Source organism: Klebsiella sp. A52, assembly GCF_018388785.1.
Classification (GTDB): domain Bacteria; phylum Pseudomonadota; class Gammaproteobacteria; order Enterobacterales; family Enterobacteriaceae; genus Klebsiella; species Klebsiella aerogenes.
Genome location: NZ_CP074437.1, coordinates 2,578,606 through 2,596,412, shown reverse-complemented (window position 1 = coordinate 2,596,412; position 17,807 = coordinate 2,578,606). Strand labels below are relative to the sequence as shown.

The following is a 17,807-nucleotide window of genomic DNA, read 5'->3' as shown; positions in this document are numbered from 1 at the left end:
CATCCCCATACCGAGGGATACTTAAATCAGATCCATCAACTTGATTTTTTTAGCCTGAAACTCCTCATCAGAAATCACCCCAGCCTCTTTAAGCTCTGATAATTTTTTGAGTTGTTCGAATGGATCGTTACTCGCCTTATTTTTTTCGGGTGCTACTGTTTCAGTTCTCAACCCTCGCCCGCTCTCAATTGCTTCAACGAGGGCAAGCTCTGACTCTTTGCTGAATGTTTTAAATTCAAGGTCATCATGGGATGTATGCACCCTTATAACCCTATGACCAAGTGTCGACTTTCTCTCAATAGAGGTGATAGATTTTAAAGGTATAGTTTCAATTACCTCACCAATAAATCCCTTACGATAAAAAGCAACTCTAGTTTCTGTCACAATTAACACGCCATTATGTTGGGTATCTTTTCCACTACCCATCATTTTACCGATATATCCTTCCGCCCACGCAATGACAGACTCACCTGAATTCAAATGACTTGACTTAAATTTCTCAACATGTTTATTTTCTTTCATTGCCAATTCCTTTTTAATAAATTATTTACAGAGACTCAGGGCTGAATCTAAAACCGGAGATATTGACATTTTCACACCGGAATAATTAGGATCATCTTTCCATACTGAATCTAAATCGTAACCTTCCATTTTTCCGGACTTAACAGCGCTGGAAGCCATACCGTTAAGAGGATAGCGGTTATCTGTAGCGGTATCATAAACAAAAGCATATGCACCATTAACACAGGAAACCGTAGCCTTTTCAAAAGTCAGAGGCCATGTATTACCAAATGATGATCCATCTAACGCCTGCGTTTTCTCGGCTGCGAACGTAGATGAACAGAGAACAAGTAACCCAAAAGCAAATAATGAGCGCATCATAAAATCCCTTATATATGTTTCTCAATTGTAAAAATAACCGTACCTGACGGTGTAATATCAGATAAATTGCATTCAAACTCAGCAGAATCATTGGACAACCGAACTTTATTTCCGGGTAGCCGAATCACATTGAACACATCCATTGCACCATCAATACTGATGAGCCAGCGGCCGTTAGCAATATTCTTTGCAGAAATATCAACCAGCCAAGATTTACCCATACCTTCAACAAACATCAGACCATCATGATTATCAGGAATCATTGACGGGTCAGCCAACCAGTTACCTATTTTTTTTAATTCACCGTTTTCAAGGCGGTATTTTCTAATTGTGGCTAATGCCGTTTGCTCTGTGGGTAAGGTCACATTACTTTCATAAAGTCCACCGTTACCTGTGGCAAGCCAGTATAAAGATGCTCCCGTATCTAAAGCACATACGATAACAACATCCCCCGGGAAGTGCTCACGGCGAACCCAAGCGCTCATCGTGCCGGATGGTATATCGAGATGGTCGCCCAGCTCCTTTTGCATGGTAAAGCCGTAAGCCTGCATGATGCGCTGCAAAATCTCTTTCCCGCCTGAGCTTTGCATTGCCTCCATCAGTCGTATTCCCTGCATAGGGTAATGACCAGGCTCAAATCTTACATTTGTAAGTTCACCACCTTCCATAAGCCATTTAAGGTCTGCGCCAGTATCGAGAGCACACTGGACTATGTAGTCTCCAGGAACCTTACCCCGCTTGACCCAATTACTAATGGTGGGCAATGGAATTTTTGCGAGGTCAGAGTAAGCCTGTCTTGTTCTAACTCCATAAGAAACAAGGATTCTATCAATGACATCTCTGACGGACTTCTCTTCTTTATCCATTTGGATACCTAAATTATTTTCAATTTAACCTTTACAGGTTTTCATATGGAAAGTAGTATCCGTCCTGCACCCTGAGAATGTGCGAGAACATACTAAAAATGAATCTAACCGGAGATAATTACCTATGAATCTTCAAATTGCAATCCCCAATGGCCCGGACTTCCTCTCATATGAAGAGTTTGCAAAGCAGTACGGATGCAGCCTGAACACCGTTAAAGAGATGGTAAAGCGCGGCGAGCTGCTACTGGTGCCCCGTACCCGAGAGGGTAGCCTCGGCCGTATCAACATGATTGCCTTCCGTACGCGATTACTCGCTCAGGCGATTAATTCGCGCTATGCCGTATTCCAGTAACTTAATTTTGCAAGTTAAAGGGAGTTACAGCATGTTAGATTTTCGCGTTTCGTCACATGCACACTTTGACGACGCCTGCAAAAAATTCGCAGCCACTCATAACGTGAAAGAGCTGGCGGATAAAGCAGGCATCAAACCGCATACGCTTTACAACAAATTAAACCCGGAACAACCGCACCAGTTAACGCCGCGCGAAATCTGGACACTGACAGACCTGACCGAAGACTCTACCCTAGTCGATGGTTTTCTGTCTCAGATCCATTGCCTGCCGTGCGTGCCAGTCAACGAACTTGCAAAAGAGAAACTGCAATCCTATGTCATGCGCGCCATGAGCGAACTCGGTGAACTGGCAAGCGGCGCTGTTTCAGGCGACCGCCTTACCCCTGCACGCAAACAAAATATGATTGCTAGTGTTAATGCTGGTATTCGCATGTTGTCACTGTCGGCAATGGCTTTACAGGCGCGGCTTCAGGCTAACCCGGCAATGACAAGCGTTGTAGACACCATGAGCGGCCTCGGTGCCTCATTCGGTCTGATGTGAGGTGCTTATGTTGAATACTGAACCGTCATTTGCATCACTGCTTAAAAAGCAAAGTCCCAGCATGCACTACGGCCACGGCTGGATCGCAGGTAAGGACGGCAAGCGATGGCACCCGAGCCACTCACAGGCTGATTTACTGGCTGGCCTCTCCACTCAAAAGCAGGGGGAATTATGGCTATCGAAGCTGTTTCCGCGACTGTTCCGCTAAAAGCGGGTGAACGTCTGGCCGGTCTCAATCATGTGGCTGAATTGCGCGCGAGATATTGGGGCGATAGCTGGAAAGAGGTTGAGCGCTTTGTCGATGACATGCGCGATAAACGTGACCCACAATTTGAAGAAAATAATCGGGCGCTGGCCGCTATTTTCTTTCTGGCAAAAATACCGGCGGCTCGTCATGAGCTCGAATTAAGTGAGCTGACTACTGACGAGAAAAAGGCGCTTATTAAAGCGATGAATCATTTTCGTGCAGTGGTGAGTTTATTTCCCAAACGGCTAGCCATGCCGAATTAATCCAAACAGAAATTTAATGGCGTAAACCCGCCGGGCTTCTTATTGCCCGAAATCAGGAGAGTTAATTATGCGTAATACCGAAATCCGTAGTTTTAACACTGATTGTGATGCGCTGGCCGTATTGCTGACCGATGCAAAAAAAGAAGAGCGTAAAGACCGAGCGCTCGCTGTTTCCATCCGCCTTGAGGCGCTGGCTATCCATATCACCAAAGAAGGTATGAGCGGCACTGAAGCTGCCGAACTGCTGCGCCGTGAAGCAACCCGCTTTGAGAATGAATCACGGGAGCTGCACTAATGGCCGACGCAATGGATTTAGCACAACTGCGCGAGCAGGAAGACCGCGAACGCCACATCAGCAACGCGCGCAGCCGTATCGCTGCACCTTCCCGTTTTCTTTGCGAGGAATGTGACGCACCTATCCCGGAAGCTCGCCGCATTGCGATTCCGGGCGTGACCTTTTGCGTGACCTGCCAGCAAATCGCCGAGCTCAAATCAAAACACTATAAGGGCGTGTAAATGAGCATTCGAATCGAAATAGGTGATAAATGGGTTATTACCAGCGACCAGTATCAATTCATTCTGACTGAAAAAAAAGTCGTTAAGTCTGGTAAAAAATCTGGCGAGGAATGGCTCGACACTATCGGCTATTACCCGAAAATTAATCAGCTTATTTCCGGGTTGATTCATCACCATATTCAGCAGACATCAATTACCACCCTTGATGCAATGGCCGCTGAAATTGAGCGTGTCGGAGAAATGTGTGCCTCCTCTATCAAGGCGACGGCATGAGAAAAACACATCAACTAAAAACTCGGCCTGAGTTTTTTCAGGCTGTCATCAATGGAACGAAAAAAGCCGAGTTTCGCCGTGCTGACCGTGCTTTTGCTGTAGGGGATTTACTTTGCTTAAACGAGTATGGAGCCTGCGAATGTGACCCGAAAAAGGTCGGTTTTACCGGCGCTTTTGTCTATGTGCTGGTGACTCATGTAACTGACCTTAGCGAGTGGGCTCCCGGCTATTTGATGCTAAGCATACAGCTTAGGCAAATGGGGGAACTATGCGGGTAAGCGTTAACTTTGCTTACCCGTGGAACGCTCCCCGGTCAGCAATAGCCAGCCCATATCTTACCTATGACCAACAGTACCGCCGCGACCGTATGTTCGCGGCTTTGCTTCATGCGAGAAAAGTGCTTTCTCTCCAGCCCGAGCGCGTGCGCTTTGACGTTTATCGCACCGCAGCGCTGCTGGAGCAAAGTCAGGGCAGTCAACGAGCCAATGCCTTTTTAATCAGCTTTTGTAAAAAGGCATTGCCGCGTCTTGAACTGGTCGCAAAAAAATATGAGTACGCGGGTATCAACAGCAATGTTTCAGCCGCTGTTTTTGGTGGTCATTTTGATACCCAGCTTATGCAATATCTGGCGTCACGCATGGTCAATATGGTCGCCAGATATAATCGCCTCCCTGATATGGCGCGCGCCGATATTGACCTGCTGGCCGCTGATATCGCTAATTTCATCCGGTCAGAGCTGGCCGGCATTGATGACACCGGATTTAGTGAGCTCAAAACGCTGTACACCTGGTACATGCGCGCCGGTATTATTTCCCTACAATTCAACGTTACCCCGCCGCATTGGGAGCGGATGACAAAGAAATATGTCGGTGAGGATGAAATCACACCGGCTATCACCCGCATGTTTAACGATACGTGGTGGCGTGGTCGTCTACGTCGCGTCGCGGCCGCATGGCGCGAACATCTGCAAATTGCCGTTGGCAACGTCAGTAAGAAAAAGCATGCATACGCGAGTAAAAACTGCGTGACTGACTGGCGCGAGCAGAAGCGCCGCACGCGTGAATTTCTCAAGGGGCTGGATCTCGAAGACGAAGACGGCAACCGCATCAGTCTTATCGAAAAATACGACGGTTCAGTCGCTAACCCTGCGATACGTCGCTGCGAGCTGATGACCCGCATCCGTGGGTTTGAAAATATCTGCAATGAACTCGGTTATGTCGGGGAGTTTTACACCCTGACTGCACCGTCTAAATATCACGCCACGACTAAAGCGGGATACCGTAACAGCAAATGGAATGGTGCCAGCCCATCGGACACGCAGAGCTATCTAACTGGCCTTTGGGCGCGCATACGCGCCAAGCTGCACCGGGAAGAAATACGCATTTTCGGCATACGTGTTGCCGAGCCTCATCACGACGGAACGCCGCACTGGCACATGCTTATGTTCATGTTGCCGGAAGACGTCGAGCGCGTGCGTCTCATCATCCGTGATTATGCGTGGGAGGAAGACCACCAAGAGCTGAGAAGCGATAAAGCCAAAAAAGCGCGCTTTCATGCCGTGGCCATTGACCCGGAAAAGGGCAGCGCTACCGGCTATGTTGCTAAATACATTTCGAAAAATATCGACGGTTATGCTCTCGATGGTGAAACCGATGACGAAAGCGGTGAGCTGCTCAAAGAGACCGCCCCTGCCGTATCAGCATGGGCGGCTCGCTGGCACATCCGTCAATTCCAGTTTATAGGCGGTGCACCAGTGACGGTATACAGAGAGCTTCGCAAAATGGCCGACCCAGAAACGGCAAGAGCGCTTAGTATTGAATTCGCCGCCGTACATGATGCGGCTCATTATGGTCGTTGGGCTGACTATGTCAATGCTCAGGGTGGGCCTTTCGTTCGTAGAGACGATTTACAGGTTCGGACTCTTTACGAGCCACGTACTGAACTTAATAAGTATGGAGAGGAAACTGTATGCATTAAAGGCGTCTACGATTCCAACATCGGCGCAGGTTCCCCAATTTTAACCCGGCTCACTCAGTGGAAAATTGTGCCAAAGCGTGCCGTTGATTTGGCCGTTGACCTTAAGGGCGCTCCTGCGCCCTCTCGGAGTTCTGTCAATAACTGTACGGGAAGCGAAGGCGATCCACCGGCACTGGATTTAACAAAACCATTGAGTCGGCGTGAAAAACGAGAGCTGACCAACCGACTCAGGAAGAAAAAGCCAGCAACACGGCGAAAATTCATCCACGGAACGGATGAGCAAAACGCAGCAATAGCGAAAACCATAGACGAGATACATCTGACAACCGGCAACACAATCAGCCGGGGCGAAGCCCTGCACCTGATGGCGGGTGGTAAAAGCTGTTTTAAGGGCAAATGGCTACGCGGGACAGCAAGAGGAGAAATATTTTCTGCAGCCCCATCACAGTAGGCTAAGTTTAAGAGCATCCTCAAGCGTGCCGCAGATTTTTTAGTCGCTGCAAAAATTTATCGTGAGTAATCCGCCTTCATATCATGTACATACACCGCTTAGTTGAAAGACATTTTACTTCACATTATATGTCATTACTGATACTGTATAAAAATACAGTGTTTTGAATTGGGAGAGATTTCATGGTTGGGGAGCCTTTCAGCCACACAGAACAAAAATGGGCTTGTGTTCAATTCATCGCCGAAGTATCTCTGATAGCAAACTGCAAGCCGTCAGAACTTAAACTTGCACTGACTCTCATTGCTGATCTTGCACATAGTGAAATAAAAAATAGTGCTACCAAGGATTTATTTCACTGTGTAGAGTAGTTATCCAAGATATAAGCCATGTCATATAACATGGCTTATATTTCTATATTGCATTTTTGATATTAATTAGTTTCTGATCTAAAGTGCGAAAACACTCTAGCAAAAAATTAACATCATCAAATTCGTCTTTAGGATTTATTTGCTGATTAACCCTCGCCGACAAATGAGCGATCTCGCCACGCTTCGAACCAAAGCTATCTAACTTTGGAAGCATTTCTGGTTCCAACTCATCTATATCTACACCAGTTGGAAATATTAATGACTTGAAATTCTTTGCCTTAATTCCATGATTGGCGCTGATTTTATCTATAAATTGTCTACTTGCAATATTCATGATTTCACTGAGTGATTCTTTAGGATTCGTTCTTGCCCGAGATAAATTAATCAGCTCCTGATTATTTTGCTCATCGCCAACCGACCAACAGCTATGATAAGCCGCAAGGAACGAAACGATCGTCATCGATGGCCTTTTATTTCGCCTCCATTGCTGTAGTGCATGCAATACTGTCTCTTTCGAAATATCCTCAAGGTAAGATTCGAATTCAGCATGAGTCAATAGGCGGTACCCCTTCGCCATATCTAACTGAACAGGATCGTATTCACCTATAGGTGAAAACTCAGGAGGAAGCAAATGCCTTCTTAATTCATCTAACCTCTCCTGCAAAGCAATAAACCGCTCAGAACTGACCATAATCACACCACTTTTATTCTATTAATAGAATCATCGAGCTTGAAATTTGGCAAATTAGTATTTAACAAGTTATTTAATTCATTAAACCAAACTGAAATTCTAGTATGCGTTGATTTCAAACTTTTTGTCGTGGTTTCAATAGACGCAAGGAAATAGTAGTGATCCTTACAAAGTGTTCTAAATAGTTCCTCGACCTCACTCTCTCTCCCAGCAACAGCAGAGCGAACCTCTGGATAAGAAAATGAAAGTGCCATAATATCGAAAATAGCCCTATTAAATCTCTTCTCGTAATCAGCAGCAAACCATTTTTTATAACTATTAACCCCAAAAATACTCAAAATAGTCTCATGAGCATAATTTAGTTGCTTAAATTGCTCTAAAACCAAATGTTCTACACTAGGCCAATCCTTATTGAATTGCAAACATGTATTATCCAAGAACCTCTTTAGATCACCTGAATATTCAGTAATGAAATTTTTTAGAGCATAATACCTAAGTAATAACTCGTTATCTCGCATACGGAAGTCGGGTTTCTTCAACTTCAGTATATCTCTAATCGCTTGGTTATCTGGTGCATTAGCATCAATAAAAGAAACAAAAGCCCCCGGATGAAGGGCTTGCCTTAACTCTTGAGGCGCCAATTGGACACTGCCAGTATTTAGCCGTAAAAACACATGATAAAGAAACTCTTCACTCGGCCAATTTTTAATTACAACCGTCCTTATCGGCTGATTTTCAAATGCCGCAACATCACTATAAAAACTCGCATCATCTTTAAGATCATGCAGGTTTTTCCCTTTGAGGTCTGTCCTTATTTCTAGACCACTCAATTTTAGCTGTTCATAAACCGTATCATCTTTTTCAGCGGCAAACTGTCGAATACTTAGCAGTCGTTGCTTTCCATCAAGAACTATATAAGCTCCTCTCTGTTCCTTCCTTTCTGCCAGTACTAACTGAGGTATTGGCAAGCCCAATATCAAGGACTCAATAAAGTTACTTTTCCTTGTTTTATCCCAAGCATCACGCCGTTGGAAATCCGGGTTCAATTGAATATTATTTTTATTAATCTGGTTTATAATAGTTTCCGTTGTCCAGTCGGTACCACTGACTACTGCAGCAGAGAAGTCCGTCCCTGCGGCCAATTCAACATCATCTTCGTTTTCAGCCTGTTCATCATACTCAAAAAAATGTTCTGACATATAGTCCCTCTCTATACAGTTTTAAGCTGTGTAATCACCAGCGTTAGCAATAAAGCTACAAATTCGAATGTAATACAGTATTGCATTAAAGTGCATCAAAACGCATGTGCCTAGTAAGGTTGCTCTTAGCACCTAATACTGCATCATATCTCTATGAAACTCCCTCATGCAATTGCATTAAAAGCAACCCGTTAAGTGCGCAGGCGTGGCGGGGAAAGCATTGCGCGCCAGCGGTAGTGCGCATTATTAAAAATTATCGTCTGAGCGCGTCGTTACGGCGCTGTCGTGGTCGCTGTCGGCTCGTTGGTGGTCTAATGTAGTTGCGCGCGTGTGGCGCGTCTGAGGCGTGATGATGGCGGGATATGAAAAAGCCGCCATCGCGGCGGCCTGGGGATGATTATTCCGGGTTATCGAGGCTGTAATTTTTAAACCTGATGACTTCCGTGCCGAGCCAGTCGTTTACCTCCCTGAATCTGTCCTGTAGTGGCGACAGCTCGTTACGCACAAAGACTTTTGCCACCTTCTCAACGTCGCCGAGTGAACCGATATTCTCGGGCTTGCCGCCCATAAGCTGGAACGGTACGCGGTGCGCGTCCATCAGGTCAGCGGCGCTGGCTTTCTTGATGTTAAAAAAATCATCCTTTGTGGCGACTTCGCTCAGTGGCACGATTTTGATGCCGTCCGGTTTCCCGCCGGGAGCGTAGAAAAACAGGTTTTTAAAGTTGCCGAGCCCCTTCGAGTTACGCATCGCCTCGCGCAGCGATTCGACGTCGGTCGCGCTCTGCGCCGGGTCGGTCACATACATGATGTAACCCGCGTGTGCGCCGTTCTGGTAATACTTGCGGCGAAATAGTGTCGCGGATTCATTCAGCCAGGCGGAATTAAGAGCGCTGAGATATTCCGGCAAGCCGTAAATCTCCTGATTGATGTCGGGCTCCAGCAGGTGAAAAACCGTATCAGGGGCGAATTCGTGAGGCTGAGTGAAGTTTTCCACAAACCAGAAAATCGAGTCGTCGACCCCGCGCCGGGTATATTTAGCCGGTGAGGCCAGCAACCTGATTAACTGGCCGGTGACGCTGTGGCGTTGCTCAAGAAAGGCATTGCCGAAAACCAGATAGTCGAGAGCAAAGCGGCTGAAATCCTGACGAGACAGCAACGGGTGCGGGATATAGGTACTCGCGAGCACATTGCGCTTAACGTAAATCGGTGAGCTGTGATGTACGGCAGAGCGCAGGCTCTTTGCCAGCCCGGAGAAACTGACCGGCGGCTCGTACCATTTGCCGTTACTGATGCACTCGACGTAATCCAGAATATCGCGCTTATCGAGTACCGGCACCGGCTCACCAAAGGTGAACGCTGTTGTTTTTGGCGGTGCGCTGGCGGTCAGATGCTGTGACTTGCTGGCCTTTTGCGCAGCGGCTTTACGGGATTTTTGCTTACCCATTTTTAATTAAACTCCAGAATAGATTTTGGCTGCATGCCGCTACCGGCAGAAAGCGGTTCGTTTAACAGAGCGTGCATGGTCGCCCACGCGATATCGGCGTGACTGGCTTCCTCGGTGCGGCTGGCCTCATAGGTGGCGCTGCGCCCGCTGCTGGTCATGGTTTTGCGGATGGACATAAACGACTGCGTGACGTCGGTTGCCCCGGCATCGTATTCCAGACAGCCGCGGCGAATGGTGTCTTTTGCCTTGAGCACCATTGCGGTTTTCATTTCAGGTGTGTAACGGATACCGCGCGCTGCCGGGAAGAATGAGCGCACCAACTGATAAACGCCGAGGCCGAGGCCGGTCGCGTCAATGCCGATGTATTCAACGTTATATTTCTCGGTCAGCTTGCGGATCCCCTCTGCCTGTGCGGCAAAGTCCATGCCTTTCCACTGATGGCGCTCAAGCATGCGGAACTTGCCACCCGAGACCACCGGCGGCGCGAGTACGACGCACCCGGCGCTGTCGCCAGTGTGTGACGGGTCGTAGCCAATCCAGACCGGGCGGGATCCGAATGGATAATCGGCGAACGGGGCAAAGTCTTCCCATGATTCCATCACGTCGACCATGCAGCGCTGCAGCTCCTCGAACGGGAACACCGACGCTTTGTCGTCGACAAATTCGCACATAAACAGGTTTTTAAAGTCTTCTGCGCTGTTTTCGCGTTTGAGCTGGTCAAGGTCAAACAGGGTGCAGCCACCGGCAAGCGCGTCCTCAATGGTGACAATCTGCCGCCACTGTCCGTCGTCGCAGAGCTGACCACCGGCAAGCGCGGTGTGGCTGATATCGATATCGATACGCTCGGCGATACTGCTGCGCCCCTTGTTGAACAGTTCGCCAGACCAGAAGGGGTAAGCACCATGCGCCAGCGTGGAGGGCGTCGAAAAATAGGTTGAGCGCAGGTGTTTTTGCGAGGCCATACCCGAGGCGACTTTGCGCAGACGCTGAAAGTTCGGGATCCAGAAAATTTCGTCGACATACAGGTCGCCGTTATGGCTCTGCGCCGTGTTGGAATTGGTACCGAGAAAAATCAGTTTTGCGCCGTTGTTGCCGATGACAATCGGGTCGCCGGTCAGGTCGACGTCGACCAGTCGCGCAAACTGGATGATGTACTCGCGGAACACGTAAGCCTGCGTTTTACTGGCCGACAGGAAAATCTGGTTATGGCCGGTTTTGAGCGCGCGCAGCAGCGCCTCGCGGGAGAAATAGAACGTCGCGCCAATCTGGCGGGATTTGAGAATATCGCGAATACGGTGCGCCAGCCCTGCGCGGTACCACTGCAGCTGATACTCGAAAGACTGGTCGAAGAATATTTCTTCCAGCTTTGCGATAGCCTCGTCGCTGAAAAAGTTCTTTTTCGGTTTCTTACGCTCGCCTTTGTTGCGGTTGGCAACGTTGGGGTTAAGGTCGACCTCGTTGCCGGTCTGGCTGTAGCGGTTAACGCGCGCCAGTCGCTCAATCTGCCGCCCGAGCAGGTCAATCTCTTTGAAGTCGCCGCCTGACTTTTGTGGCTTAACGATGAGCTGAATCAGCCTGGCCTCAAGGCTGCTTTCGACGCGGGAAATCGGTGCAATACCGTCCCAGCCGTCGCGCTGCTTCCAGCTCTGCACGGTCGGGCGTTTGACCTGCAGCATTTCGGCAATCTGTGGCACGGAAAAGCCCTGCCAGTAAAGCAGCGATGCCTGTCGTCGCGGGTCATGCAACAAGGTTGTATCGGTGGAAATGGTCATTGATGCCTCGCCGTAATGGATTCAGGGCAAGGCTACTTAATGGCCGCCAGTGATTCGCTAAGGTGCTGTTGTGTGGGAGGTTGTCCAGTCGTGACAGGTGGCTGAGGGTGGTCTGAGTCTGGAAACTGGCGGTGACCCGTAACCACAACCTCAGGACTCCTGACAATGGCAAAAAAAGTCTCAAAGTTCTTTCGTATTGGCGTCGAGGGTGACACCTGCGACGGGCGAATTCTCAGCGGTAATGATATTCAGGAAATGGCCGAAACCTATGACCCGCGCGTCTATGGTTGCCGCATCAATCTCGAACACATTCGCGGTCTGCTGCCTGATGGCGTATTTAAACGTTATGGCGATGTTGTTGAGCTGAAAGCCGAGAAGATCGACGACGATTCCGCGCTGAACGGCAAATGGGCATTGTTCGCCAAAATTACCCCGACCGATGACCTTGTCGCGCTGAATAAAGCCGCGCAGAAGGTCTACACCTCTATGGAAATTCAGCCGAATTTTGCCAATACCGGCAAGTGCTACCTCGTTGGTCTGGCTGTGACCGATGACCCGGCAAGTCTCGGCACTGAATATCTCGAATTCTGCCGCACCGCGAAGCACAACCCGCTGCAGCGCTTTAAGGCCAATCCTGAAAACGTCTTTTCCGTCGCCACTCTGGCGGAACTGGAATTTGAAGACGTCCCCGGCACGGTGCTTAACAGTCTGGTCGATAAGGTGAGCGCCATTTTCAGCCGCAAACAGGTCAGCGACGATGCGCGTCTGAATGATGTGCATGAAGCGGTGACCACCGTCAGCGAGCATGTGCAGACCAACCTGACCGCACAGGATAAGCGTATTTCCGATATAGAAACCGCATTTGCGACCTTCAAACAGGAACTGACCGGCAAGGTTGAAGAAACCAGCCAGGCATTTTCCGTCCTGAAAACCACCCTCGATAAAACCGAAAGTTTCAGCCAGCCGCGACGCGCAAAAGCCAGCGGCGGCGGTGGCGATGAGCTGCTGACCGACTGCTGATAACCCGCAGGTCTGAAACCGGGCGGCGACCCCGCCCGATGCTGTGACTAACCCATTAATTTATAAAGGAAATACTATGCGTCAGGAAACCCGTTTTAAATTCAATGCCTATCTGAGCCAGCTCGCCAAACTGAACGGCATCAGCGTTGAAGACGTCAGCAAAAAATTCACCGTCGAACCGTCCGTTACGCAAACCCTGATGAACACCGTACAGGCGTCATCCGCGTTTCTGAAGATGATTAACATTTTTCCGGTTGATGAACTGAAAGGTGAAAAAATCGGTGTGGGGGTAGATGGCACTATTGCCAGTACGACCGACACCTCTGGCGACGATGAGCGCGAAACATCTGACTTTGTCGCGCTTGAATCCAATAAGTATGAGTGCGATCAGGTCAACTTTGACTTCCACCTGCGCTATAAAACGCTCGACCTGTGGGCGCGTTTTAAGGACTTCCAGCGCCGCATTCGCGACGCCATTATCCAGCGTCAGGCACTGGATTTCATCATGGCCGGTTTTAACGGCACTCATCGTGCACCGACCTCGAATCGCAAAACCAACCCAATGCTGCAGGATGTGGCGGTCGGCTGGCTGCAGAAGTATCGCAATGAAGCCCCGGCACGCGTGATGAGCAAAATCACCGATGCTGACGGCAAGGTCGTTTCCGATGTGATCCGTGTTGGCAAAAACGGCGACTATGAGAACCTCGACGCGCTGGTAATGGATGCGACAGGTACCCTGATTGATGAGGTTTATCAGGACTCAACCAAACTGGTTGCTATTGTCGGTCGCAAGCTACTGGCCGATAAATATTTCCCGCTGGTTAATAAACAGCAGGAAAACAGCGAATCGCTTGCGGCAGACGTCATTATCAGCCAGAAGCGCATCGGCAACCTGCCTGCAGTGCGCGTGCCCTACTTCCCGGCGAATGCGGTGTTAGTGACCACGCTGGAAAACCTCTCTATCTACTTCATGGATGATAGTCATCGCCGTTCAGTCATCGAAAACCCCAAACGCGACCGCGTGGAAAACTACGAGTCGATGAACATCGATTATGTGGTCGAGGCGTATGCCGCCGGGTGCCTGCTGGAAAATATCACCCTGGGCGATTTCACCGCGCCTGCTGCACCGGAAAGCGGAGAGTAAACCCATGACGAGCCCCGCACAGCGTCACATGATGCGGGTCTCGGCCTCAGAAGCCGCGCAGCGGGAAAAAGCCCCGCTGCGCCATGCAACCGCCTACGAGCAGATGCTGGTAAAGCTGGCCGAAGACCGCCGCACGTTAAAAAACATCCGTTCAAATGAGCGTAAAGCCGAGAAAAAGCGCGAGCTGTTGCCGTTCTATGCGCCGTGGGTCGCCGGGGTGCTGGCTGATGGCCGTGGTGCACAGGATGACATTGTAATGACCGTCATGCTGTGGCGTCTCGATGCCGGTGATATCGCTGGCGCGCTGGAAATAGCTCCTTATGCGTTGAAATACGGCCTCACCTCTGACCATCGCCGCACGACGCCTTACATGCTGGTTGAAGAGGTGGCACTTGCCGCACAGCGCCTGCGTGATGCCGGTGAGCCTGTCAACCTAGCATTACTGCTGACCACCATCGACCTGACCGACGGTGCCGACGTTCCCGATATGGTGCGCGCCCGTCTGCATAAAGTGACCGGCCTGACCCTGCGCGATGCCGGTCAGAGCGCGGAGGCGCTGGCACAGTTTCAGCGCGCTATGCAGCTCGACCGCAACGGCGGTGTACGCAAAGCGATTGAGCAACTGGAACGCGCATTAAAGCCAAAACCAGAAACGGCACCCCGTAAAACGACTAAACCGCGCACGCGCAAACCTGCCACCAAACCGGCGGCAAAGCGCGGGCGTCCACCAAAGGCGGTTAAAACCGCCGGTTAACTGAACGCTCCCCGAGCCGGGCGGCACGCCGGTCAAAGCAGGTATTGACCCTGACGGCGACCGGCGTCCACCGCCCAACCTAACGAGGTTGTCATGACGACAGTGATACTGAATCAGCCCGATGAACTGCAGGACATTCCGGGCGTGGTGATTCCCGCCCCCGAGACGGGCGACGCAGTGATTAAAAACACGTTCTTTTTTCCTGATGTGGATCCGAAGCGGGTGCGCGAGCTGATGCGCCTTGAGCAGACGGTGTCCGATGCCCGCCTGCGTAACGCTATCAAGACCGGCATGGCCGAAACCAATGCGGAGCTTTACGACTACCGGCTGCGCCAGCTTGCCGCAGGGTTTAAGCAACTGGCCGACGTGCCTGACGCCGAGGAAATCGACGGCGAGAATGTGCGCGTTTTCCACTACCTGAGCGCCGTAACGGCGATGACAACCGCCACCCTCTATGAGCGTTATCGCGGCGTTGAGGCTACCGGTAAGGGTGACAAAAAAGCCGACAGCGTCGAAACCACCATTGATGATCTGTGGCGGGATATGCGCTGGTCGGTTGCGCGCCTGCAGGATAAGCCACGTTGCATCGTGGGTCAGCTCTGATGAAAGCCTATGCGATGCAGGGCGATACCCTCGATGCGCTTTGCGCCCGGTATTACGGGCGCACTGAGGGCGTTGTCGAGACGGTGCTGCAGGCTAATCCGGGTCTGTCTGAGCTGGGCGTCATTCTGCCGCATGGCACGGCGATTGACCTGCCCGACGTGGCATCGTCGCCCGTAACTGAAACTATCAATCTTTGGGAGTAACCATGACAGAAGGGGAAAAAGGCGTCCTGTCGTTGTTTTTGATTGGCGCGATGATTGTTGTCGGAAAAGTGCTGGCCGGTGGTGAGCCCATCACCCCGCGCCTGTTTATCGGTCGCATGTTGCTCGGTGGTTTTGTCTCGATGGTCGCCGGTGTCGTTCTGGTGCAATTTCCTGATATGTCACTGCCTGCTATCTGTGGAATTGGATCCATGCTTGGCATCGCCGGTTATCAGGTCGTGGAAATCGCCATTCAGCGCCGCTTTAAATCGCAAAAGGGGGAGAGTGATGCCGGTCATTAATACTCATCAGAATATCGCCGCGTTTCTGGACATGCTGGCGTATTCAGAAGGAACGGCGACGCATACGCTGACAAAAAATCGTGGTTACGACGTCATTGTCACTGGCCTTGATGGCAAGCCGGAGATTTTCAGCGACTACAGCGACCACCCGTTCGCGCATGGTCGACCCGCGAAAGTGTTTAACCGTCTGGGCGAAAAGTCCACGGCATCCGGGCGTTATCAACAGCTTTATCGATACTGGCCGCACTATCAGAAACAGCTCGCATTACCGGATTTCAGCCCACTGTCGCAGGACAAACTTGCGATTCAGTTAATCCGGGAGCGTGGCGCGATTGACTATATTAAGGCGGGGCGTATTGAACGTGCAATTTCCCGCTGCCGCAATATCTGGGCGTCATTACCGGGGGCCGGTTATGGCCAGCGTGAGCACAATCTCGAAAAACTGGTGGCCGTCTGGCACACAGCTGGCGGGGTGATGGTATGAAAATCCTGATAACGCTCCTTGTACTGGCCATGCTTGGTCTGCTGTGGTTGCGCCATGAGAACGGCAATTTATCCCGCGCCTTTGAGACGGCAAACCGCGTCGCGAGCGAGCAAAAGACGACGATTGGCATGCTGAAAAATCAGCTCAGTGTAGCCGGTCAGCTCGCCAGACGTAATGAATCCGCGCAGGTAGCACTGCGCGAACAGCTCGCAGAGGCCAGTGCAGAAGCCAGTCGCCGTGAGCAGACGATAACGAGGTTACTCAATGAAAATGAAGCCTTTCGCCGCTGGTATAACGCTGCTCTGCCTGATGCTGTGCGTCGGCTGCACACCCGCGCCGCCTGCGCCAGCGCCGGTGATTGTGGTCAACGGATGCCCGAGGGTGAGCCTTTGCCCGATGCCGGGAAGTGACCCGAAAACAAATGGCGACCTGAGCGCGGATATACGCCGCCTTGAGGGGGCGCTGACCGCCTGCGCGCTGCAGGTCAAAACCGTCAAACACTGTCAGGATGAACTCGATGCAGAAGCACAAAAGCCTGCGCAAAGCGCTGATTAACGCCGTGCCGCAGCTCCGAAATAACCCCGATATGCTGCGCCTTTTCGCCGATAACGGGCATACCGATTCCCGACTGGCGAGCTCGCTGTCGTTTGAAAAGGTGTACGTGCTTAACGTAGTGGTGACCGACTTCACCGGCGATCTCGATTTGATTTTCGTCCCGGTGCAGGCATGGCTGCGCGAACATCAGCCAGACATCATGACCACCGACGAGGGGCGGGAAAAGGGATTCACCTGGATTATTGATATCAATAACGACGATTCGCTCGATATCAGTATCAGCCTGAGACTCACCGAGCGTACCCTCGTTAAAGAGGTCGATGGGGCGCTGCATGTCAGCTATGCCCCGGAGCCGTCGCCACCTGAGCCGGTGACACGCCCGGTTGAGCTGTACATTAACGGTGAGCTGGTGAGTAAGTGGGATGAGTGAATTAACCGCGCTGCAGGAGCATCTTTCCGGTCTGATTACCTGCCTGTCACCGGCGGCAAGGCGGAAAATGACGGCTGATATTGCGAAAAAGCTGCGCACCAGCCAGCAACAGCGGATTAAGCGACAGCAGGCACCCGACGGCACCCCGTATGCCGCGCGAAAGCGCCAGCCGGTGCGGGGTAAGAAAGGCCGCATTAAGCGTGAAATGTTCTCCAAACTGCGCACTAACCGCTTTATGAAAGTGACCGGTAACGATAGCGCGGCGGTGGTGGAATTTACCGGAAAAGTGCAGCGCATCGCCCGTGTGCATCAGCTCGGATTAAAGGACAGGCCAACCCAAAGAAGCGCTGCAGTCGAATACCCACAGCGCCAGCTTTTAGGTTTTTCGTCGTATGACAGGATATCAGTTGAGACTGCTATTTTCGATGAAATCGTTCATCACATAAAAGGCTAGACCTTTTGACATTTTTTAG

The 17,807-nt window shown here is 50.7% G+C and carries 28 protein-coding genes; 21 read left to right on the top strand and 7 right to left on the bottom strand.

Annotated elements, in window-relative coordinates; translation table 11 throughout:
* Positions 1-21: 21 nt before the first annotated feature.
* From KGA69_RS12350 to KGA69_RS12340, 3 genes are read right to left on the bottom strand one after another with little or no spacing between them, the layout of a single operon-like run.
* Entirely contained in the window at positions 22-522 is a 501-nt protein-coding gene (locus tag KGA69_RS12350; protein WP_213292348.1) for a PH domain-containing protein, read from the bottom strand.
* A gap of 21 nt (positions 523-543) precedes the next feature.
* A complete protein-coding gene (locus tag KGA69_RS12345; protein WP_213292347.1) occupies positions 544-882 on the bottom strand; it encodes a DUF2511 domain-containing protein in 339 nt (112 codons plus the stop codon).
* An 8-nt stretch (positions 883-890) separates the two neighbouring features.
* A complete protein-coding gene (locus KGA69_RS12340) occupies positions 891-1,748 on the bottom strand; it encodes a phage repressor protein CI (protein WP_213292346.1) in 858 nt (285 codons plus the stop codon).
* Positions 1,749-1,968: 220 nt separating this feature from the next.
* Between KGA69_RS12340 and KGA69_RS12335 the strand changes: the two genes are divergently transcribed.
* The 10 genes from KGA69_RS12335 to KGA69_RS24130 all read left to right on the top strand — a co-directional run bounded on the left by KGA69_RS12335 (position 1,969) and on the right by KGA69_RS24130 (position 6,736).
* Positions 1,969-2,100, top strand: a complete 132-nt coding sequence (locus KGA69_RS12335) for a hypothetical protein (protein WP_213293136.1) — start codon at positions 1,969-1,971, stop codon at positions 2,098-2,100.
* A 31-nt stretch (positions 2,101-2,131) separates the two neighbouring features.
* Complete coding sequence (locus tag KGA69_RS12330) at positions 2,132-2,641, top strand: phage regulatory CII family protein (RefSeq protein ID WP_213292345.1); 510 nt, start codon at positions 2,132-2,134, stop codon at positions 2,639-2,641.
* Positions 2,642-2,648: 7 nt separating this feature from the next.
* Positions 2,649-2,849 (top strand): phage filamentation protein Fil family protein, encoded by a 201-nt coding sequence (locus KGA69_RS12325; protein ID WP_213292344.1) that lies wholly within the window; start codon positions 2,649-2,651, stop codon positions 2,847-2,849.
* Positions 2,813-3,151, top strand: coding sequence for a DUF5347 domain-containing protein (locus tag KGA69_RS12320; RefSeq protein WP_213292343.1), 339 nt, complete (start codon positions 2,813-2,815; stop codon positions 3,149-3,151). Before KGA69_RS12325 ends, KGA69_RS12320 begins: the two co-directional genes overlap by 37 nt.
* 67 nt (positions 3,152-3,218) lie before the next feature.
* On the top strand, positions 3,219-3,446 hold the full coding sequence (locus KGA69_RS12315) for a DUF2732 domain-containing protein (RefSeq protein ID WP_213292342.1): 228 nt from the start codon (positions 3,219-3,221) through the stop codon (positions 3,444-3,446).
* Positions 3,446-3,667 carry a TraR/DksA family transcriptional regulator gene (locus KGA69_RS12310; RefSeq protein WP_213292341.1) on the top strand — a complete coding sequence of 74 codons (222 nt, stop codon included), beginning with the start codon at positions 3,446-3,448 and terminating at the stop codon, positions 3,665-3,667. Before KGA69_RS12315 ends, KGA69_RS12310 begins: the two co-directional genes overlap by 1 nt.
* Complete coding sequence (locus KGA69_RS12305) at positions 3,668-3,940, top strand: DUF5405 family protein (RefSeq protein WP_213292340.1); 273 nt, start codon at positions 3,668-3,670, stop codon at positions 3,938-3,940. It begins immediately after the preceding gene.
* On the top strand, positions 3,937-4,218 hold the full coding sequence (locus KGA69_RS12300; protein ID WP_213292339.1) for a DUF3850 domain-containing protein: 282 nt from the start codon (positions 3,937-3,939) through the stop codon (positions 4,216-4,218). Before KGA69_RS12305 ends, KGA69_RS12300 begins: the two co-directional genes overlap by 4 nt.
* Positions 4,219-4,361: 143 nt before the next feature.
* Complete coding sequence (locus KGA69_RS12295; RefSeq protein ID WP_213293135.1) at positions 4,362-6,368, top strand: replication endonuclease; 2,007 nt, start codon at positions 4,362-4,364, stop codon at positions 6,366-6,368.
* A 182-nt stretch (positions 6,369-6,550) separates the two neighbouring features.
* Positions 6,551-6,736, top strand: a complete 186-nt coding sequence (locus tag KGA69_RS24130) for a hypothetical protein (protein WP_223683762.1) — start codon at positions 6,551-6,553, stop codon at positions 6,734-6,736.
* Between the two features lie 43 nt (positions 6,737-6,779).
* On the opposite strand, the gene KGA69_RS12290 is transcribed toward KGA69_RS24130, so the two are convergent.
* The 4 genes from KGA69_RS12290 to KGA69_RS12275 all read right to left on the bottom strand — a co-directional run bounded on the left by KGA69_RS12290 (position 6,780) and on the right by KGA69_RS12275 (position 11,842).
* The gene (locus tag KGA69_RS12290; protein ID WP_213292338.1) at positions 6,780-7,427 is read right to left on the bottom strand and encodes a HEPN domain-containing protein; all 648 of its coding nucleotides are present in this window, start codon (positions 7,425-7,427) and stop codon (positions 6,780-6,782) included.
* 2 nt (positions 7,428-7,429) lie between these two features.
* Complete coding sequence (locus KGA69_RS12285) at positions 7,430-8,626, bottom strand: DUF262 domain-containing protein (protein WP_213292337.1); 1,197 nt, start codon at positions 8,624-8,626, stop codon at positions 7,430-7,432.
* A 397-nt stretch (positions 8,627-9,023) separates the two neighbouring features.
* Entirely contained in the window at positions 9,024-10,070 is a 1,047-nt protein-coding gene (locus KGA69_RS12280) for a phage portal protein (protein WP_213292336.1), read from the bottom strand.
* Between the two features lie 2 nt (positions 10,071-10,072).
* A complete protein-coding gene (locus tag KGA69_RS12275) occupies positions 10,073-11,842 on the bottom strand; it encodes a terminase ATPase subunit family protein (protein WP_032723321.1) in 1,770 nt (589 codons plus the stop codon).
* 165 nt (positions 11,843-12,007) lie between these two features.
* Here KGA69_RS12275 and KGA69_RS12270 point away from each other — a divergent pair, with 165 nt between their 5' ends.
* The 11 genes from KGA69_RS12270 to KGA69_RS12225 all read left to right on the top strand — a co-directional run bounded on the left by KGA69_RS12270 (position 12,008) and on the right by KGA69_RS12225 (position 17,788).
* On the top strand, positions 12,008-12,862 hold the full coding sequence (locus tag KGA69_RS12270; protein WP_213292335.1) for a GPO family capsid scaffolding protein: 855 nt from the start codon (positions 12,008-12,010) through the stop codon (positions 12,860-12,862).
* Positions 12,863-12,938: 76 nt separating this feature from the next.
* Positions 12,939-14,006, top strand: a complete 1,068-nt coding sequence (locus KGA69_RS12265) for a phage major capsid protein, P2 family (protein WP_213292334.1) — start codon at positions 12,939-12,941, stop codon at positions 14,004-14,006.
* Between the two features lie 4 nt (positions 14,007-14,010).
* Complete coding sequence (locus tag KGA69_RS12260; RefSeq protein ID WP_213292333.1) at positions 14,011-14,760, top strand: phage terminase small subunit; 750 nt, start codon at positions 14,011-14,013, stop codon at positions 14,758-14,760.
* A 93-nt stretch (positions 14,761-14,853) separates the two neighbouring features.
* Positions 14,854-15,363, top strand: coding sequence for a head completion/stabilization protein (locus KGA69_RS12255; RefSeq protein WP_131957064.1), 510 nt, complete (start codon positions 14,854-14,856; stop codon positions 15,361-15,363).
* Positions 15,363-15,566, top strand: coding sequence for a tail protein X (locus KGA69_RS12250; protein WP_015370176.1), 204 nt, complete (start codon positions 15,363-15,365; stop codon positions 15,564-15,566). Before KGA69_RS12255 ends, KGA69_RS12250 begins: the two co-directional genes overlap by 1 nt.
* 2 nt (positions 15,567-15,568) lie before the next feature.
* Positions 15,569-15,865 (top strand): phage holin family protein, encoded by a 297-nt coding sequence (locus KGA69_RS12245; protein WP_032413163.1) that lies wholly within the window; start codon positions 15,569-15,571, stop codon positions 15,863-15,865.
* Positions 15,852-16,349 carry a glycoside hydrolase family 24 protein gene (locus KGA69_RS12240; RefSeq protein WP_213292332.1) on the top strand — a complete coding sequence of 166 codons (498 nt, stop codon included), beginning with the start codon at positions 15,852-15,854 and terminating at the stop codon, positions 16,347-16,349. The genes KGA69_RS12245 and KGA69_RS12240 overlap by 14 nt, the downstream gene beginning before the upstream one ends.
* Complete coding sequence (gene lysB / locus KGA69_RS24125) at positions 16,346-16,759, top strand: Rz-like lysis system protein LysB (protein WP_223683763.1); 414 nt, start codon at positions 16,346-16,348, stop codon at positions 16,757-16,759. The genes KGA69_RS12240 and lysB overlap by 4 nt, the downstream gene beginning before the upstream one ends.
* The gene (gene lysC, locus KGA69_RS12235; protein ID WP_233430116.1) at positions 16,659-16,904 is read left to right on the top strand and encodes an Rz1-like lysis system protein LysC; all 246 of its coding nucleotides are present in this window, start codon (positions 16,659-16,661) and stop codon (positions 16,902-16,904) included. The genes lysB and lysC overlap by 101 nt, the downstream gene beginning before the upstream one ends.
* Positions 16,867-17,334: a phage tail protein gene (locus tag KGA69_RS12230; RefSeq protein WP_015370172.1), complete on the top strand. Its 468-nt coding sequence runs from the start codon at positions 16,867-16,869 to the stop codon at positions 17,332-17,334. Before lysC ends, KGA69_RS12230 begins: the two co-directional genes overlap by 38 nt.
* Positions 17,327-17,788 (top strand): phage virion morphogenesis protein, encoded by a 462-nt coding sequence (locus tag KGA69_RS12225; RefSeq protein WP_213292331.1) that lies wholly within the window; start codon positions 17,327-17,329, stop codon positions 17,786-17,788. Before KGA69_RS12230 ends, KGA69_RS12225 begins: the two co-directional genes overlap by 8 nt.
* Positions 17,789-17,807 lie beyond the last annotated feature (19 nt).

Bases quoted from the DNA above. Each gene is read 5' to 3' on its own strand.
- KGA69_RS12350 (WP_213292348.1), bottom strand. From the start codon at position 522: ATGAAAGAAAATAAACATGTTGAGAAATTTAAGTCAAGTCATTTGAAT.
- KGA69_RS12345 (WP_213292347.1), bottom strand. From the start codon at position 882: ATGATGCGCTCATTATTTGCTTTTGGGTTACTTGTTCTCTGTTCATCT.
- KGA69_RS12340 (WP_213292346.1), bottom strand. From the start codon at position 1,748: ATGGATAAAGAAGAGAAGTCCGTCAGAGATGTCATTGATAGAATCCTT.
- KGA69_RS12335 (WP_213293136.1), top strand. From the start codon at position 1,969: ATGGTAAAGCGCGGCGAGCTGCTACTGGTGCCCCGTACCCGAGAGGGT.
- KGA69_RS12330 (WP_213292345.1), top strand. From the start codon at position 2,132: ATGTTAGATTTTCGCGTTTCGTCACATGCACACTTTGACGACGCCTGC.
- KGA69_RS12325 (WP_213292344.1), top strand. From the start codon at position 2,649: ATGTTGAATACTGAACCGTCATTTGCATCACTGCTTAAAAAGCAAAGT.
- KGA69_RS12320 (WP_213292343.1), top strand. From the start codon at position 2,813: ATGGCTATCGAAGCTGTTTCCGCGACTGTTCCGCTAAAAGCGGGTGAA.
- KGA69_RS12315 (WP_213292342.1), top strand. From the start codon at position 3,219: ATGCGTAATACCGAAATCCGTAGTTTTAACACTGATTGTGATGCGCTG.
- KGA69_RS12310 (WP_213292341.1), top strand. From the start codon at position 3,446: ATGGCCGACGCAATGGATTTAGCACAACTGCGCGAGCAGGAAGACCGC.
- KGA69_RS12305 (WP_213292340.1), top strand. From the start codon at position 3,668: ATGAGCATTCGAATCGAAATAGGTGATAAATGGGTTATTACCAGCGAC.
- KGA69_RS12300 (WP_213292339.1), top strand. From the start codon at position 3,937: ATGAGAAAAACACATCAACTAAAAACTCGGCCTGAGTTTTTTCAGGCT.
- KGA69_RS24130 (WP_223683762.1), top strand. From the start codon at position 6,551: ATGGTTGGGGAGCCTTTCAGCCACACAGAACAAAAATGGGCTTGTGTT.
- KGA69_RS12290 (WP_213292338.1), bottom strand. From the start codon at position 7,427: ATGGTCAGTTCTGAGCGGTTTATTGCTTTGCAGGAGAGGTTAGATGAA.
- KGA69_RS12285 (WP_213292337.1), bottom strand. From the start codon at position 8,626: ATGTCAGAACATTTTTTTGAGTATGATGAACAGGCTGAAAACGAAGAT.
- KGA69_RS12280 (WP_213292336.1), bottom strand. From the start codon at position 10,070: ATGGGTAAGCAAAAATCCCGTAAAGCCGCTGCGCAAAAGGCCAGCAAG.
- KGA69_RS12275 (WP_032723321.1), bottom strand. From the start codon at position 11,842: ATGACCATTTCCACCGATACAACCTTGTTGCATGACCCGCGACGACAG.
- KGA69_RS12270 (WP_213292335.1), top strand. From the start codon at position 12,008: ATGGCAAAAAAAGTCTCAAAGTTCTTTCGTATTGGCGTCGAGGGTGAC.
- KGA69_RS12265 (WP_213292334.1), top strand. From the start codon at position 12,939: ATGCGTCAGGAAACCCGTTTTAAATTCAATGCCTATCTGAGCCAGCTC.
- KGA69_RS12260 (WP_213292333.1), top strand. From the start codon at position 14,011: ATGACGAGCCCCGCACAGCGTCACATGATGCGGGTCTCGGCCTCAGAA.
- KGA69_RS12255 (WP_131957064.1), top strand. From the start codon at position 14,854: ATGACGACAGTGATACTGAATCAGCCCGATGAACTGCAGGACATTCCG.
- KGA69_RS12250 (WP_015370176.1), top strand. From the start codon at position 15,363: ATGAAAGCCTATGCGATGCAGGGCGATACCCTCGATGCGCTTTGCGCC.
- KGA69_RS12245 (WP_032413163.1), top strand. From the start codon at position 15,569: ATGACAGAAGGGGAAAAAGGCGTCCTGTCGTTGTTTTTGATTGGCGCG.
- KGA69_RS12240 (WP_213292332.1), top strand. From the start codon at position 15,852: ATGCCGGTCATTAATACTCATCAGAATATCGCCGCGTTTCTGGACATG.
- lysB (WP_223683763.1), top strand. From the start codon at position 16,346: ATGAAAATCCTGATAACGCTCCTTGTACTGGCCATGCTTGGTCTGCTG.
- lysC (WP_233430116.1), top strand. From the start codon at position 16,659: ATGCTGTGCGTCGGCTGCACACCCGCGCCGCCTGCGCCAGCGCCGGTG.
- KGA69_RS12230 (WP_015370172.1), top strand. From the start codon at position 16,867: ATGCAGAAGCACAAAAGCCTGCGCAAAGCGCTGATTAACGCCGTGCCG.
- KGA69_RS12225 (WP_213292331.1), top strand. From the start codon at position 17,327: ATGAGTGAATTAACCGCGCTGCAGGAGCATCTTTCCGGTCTGATTACC.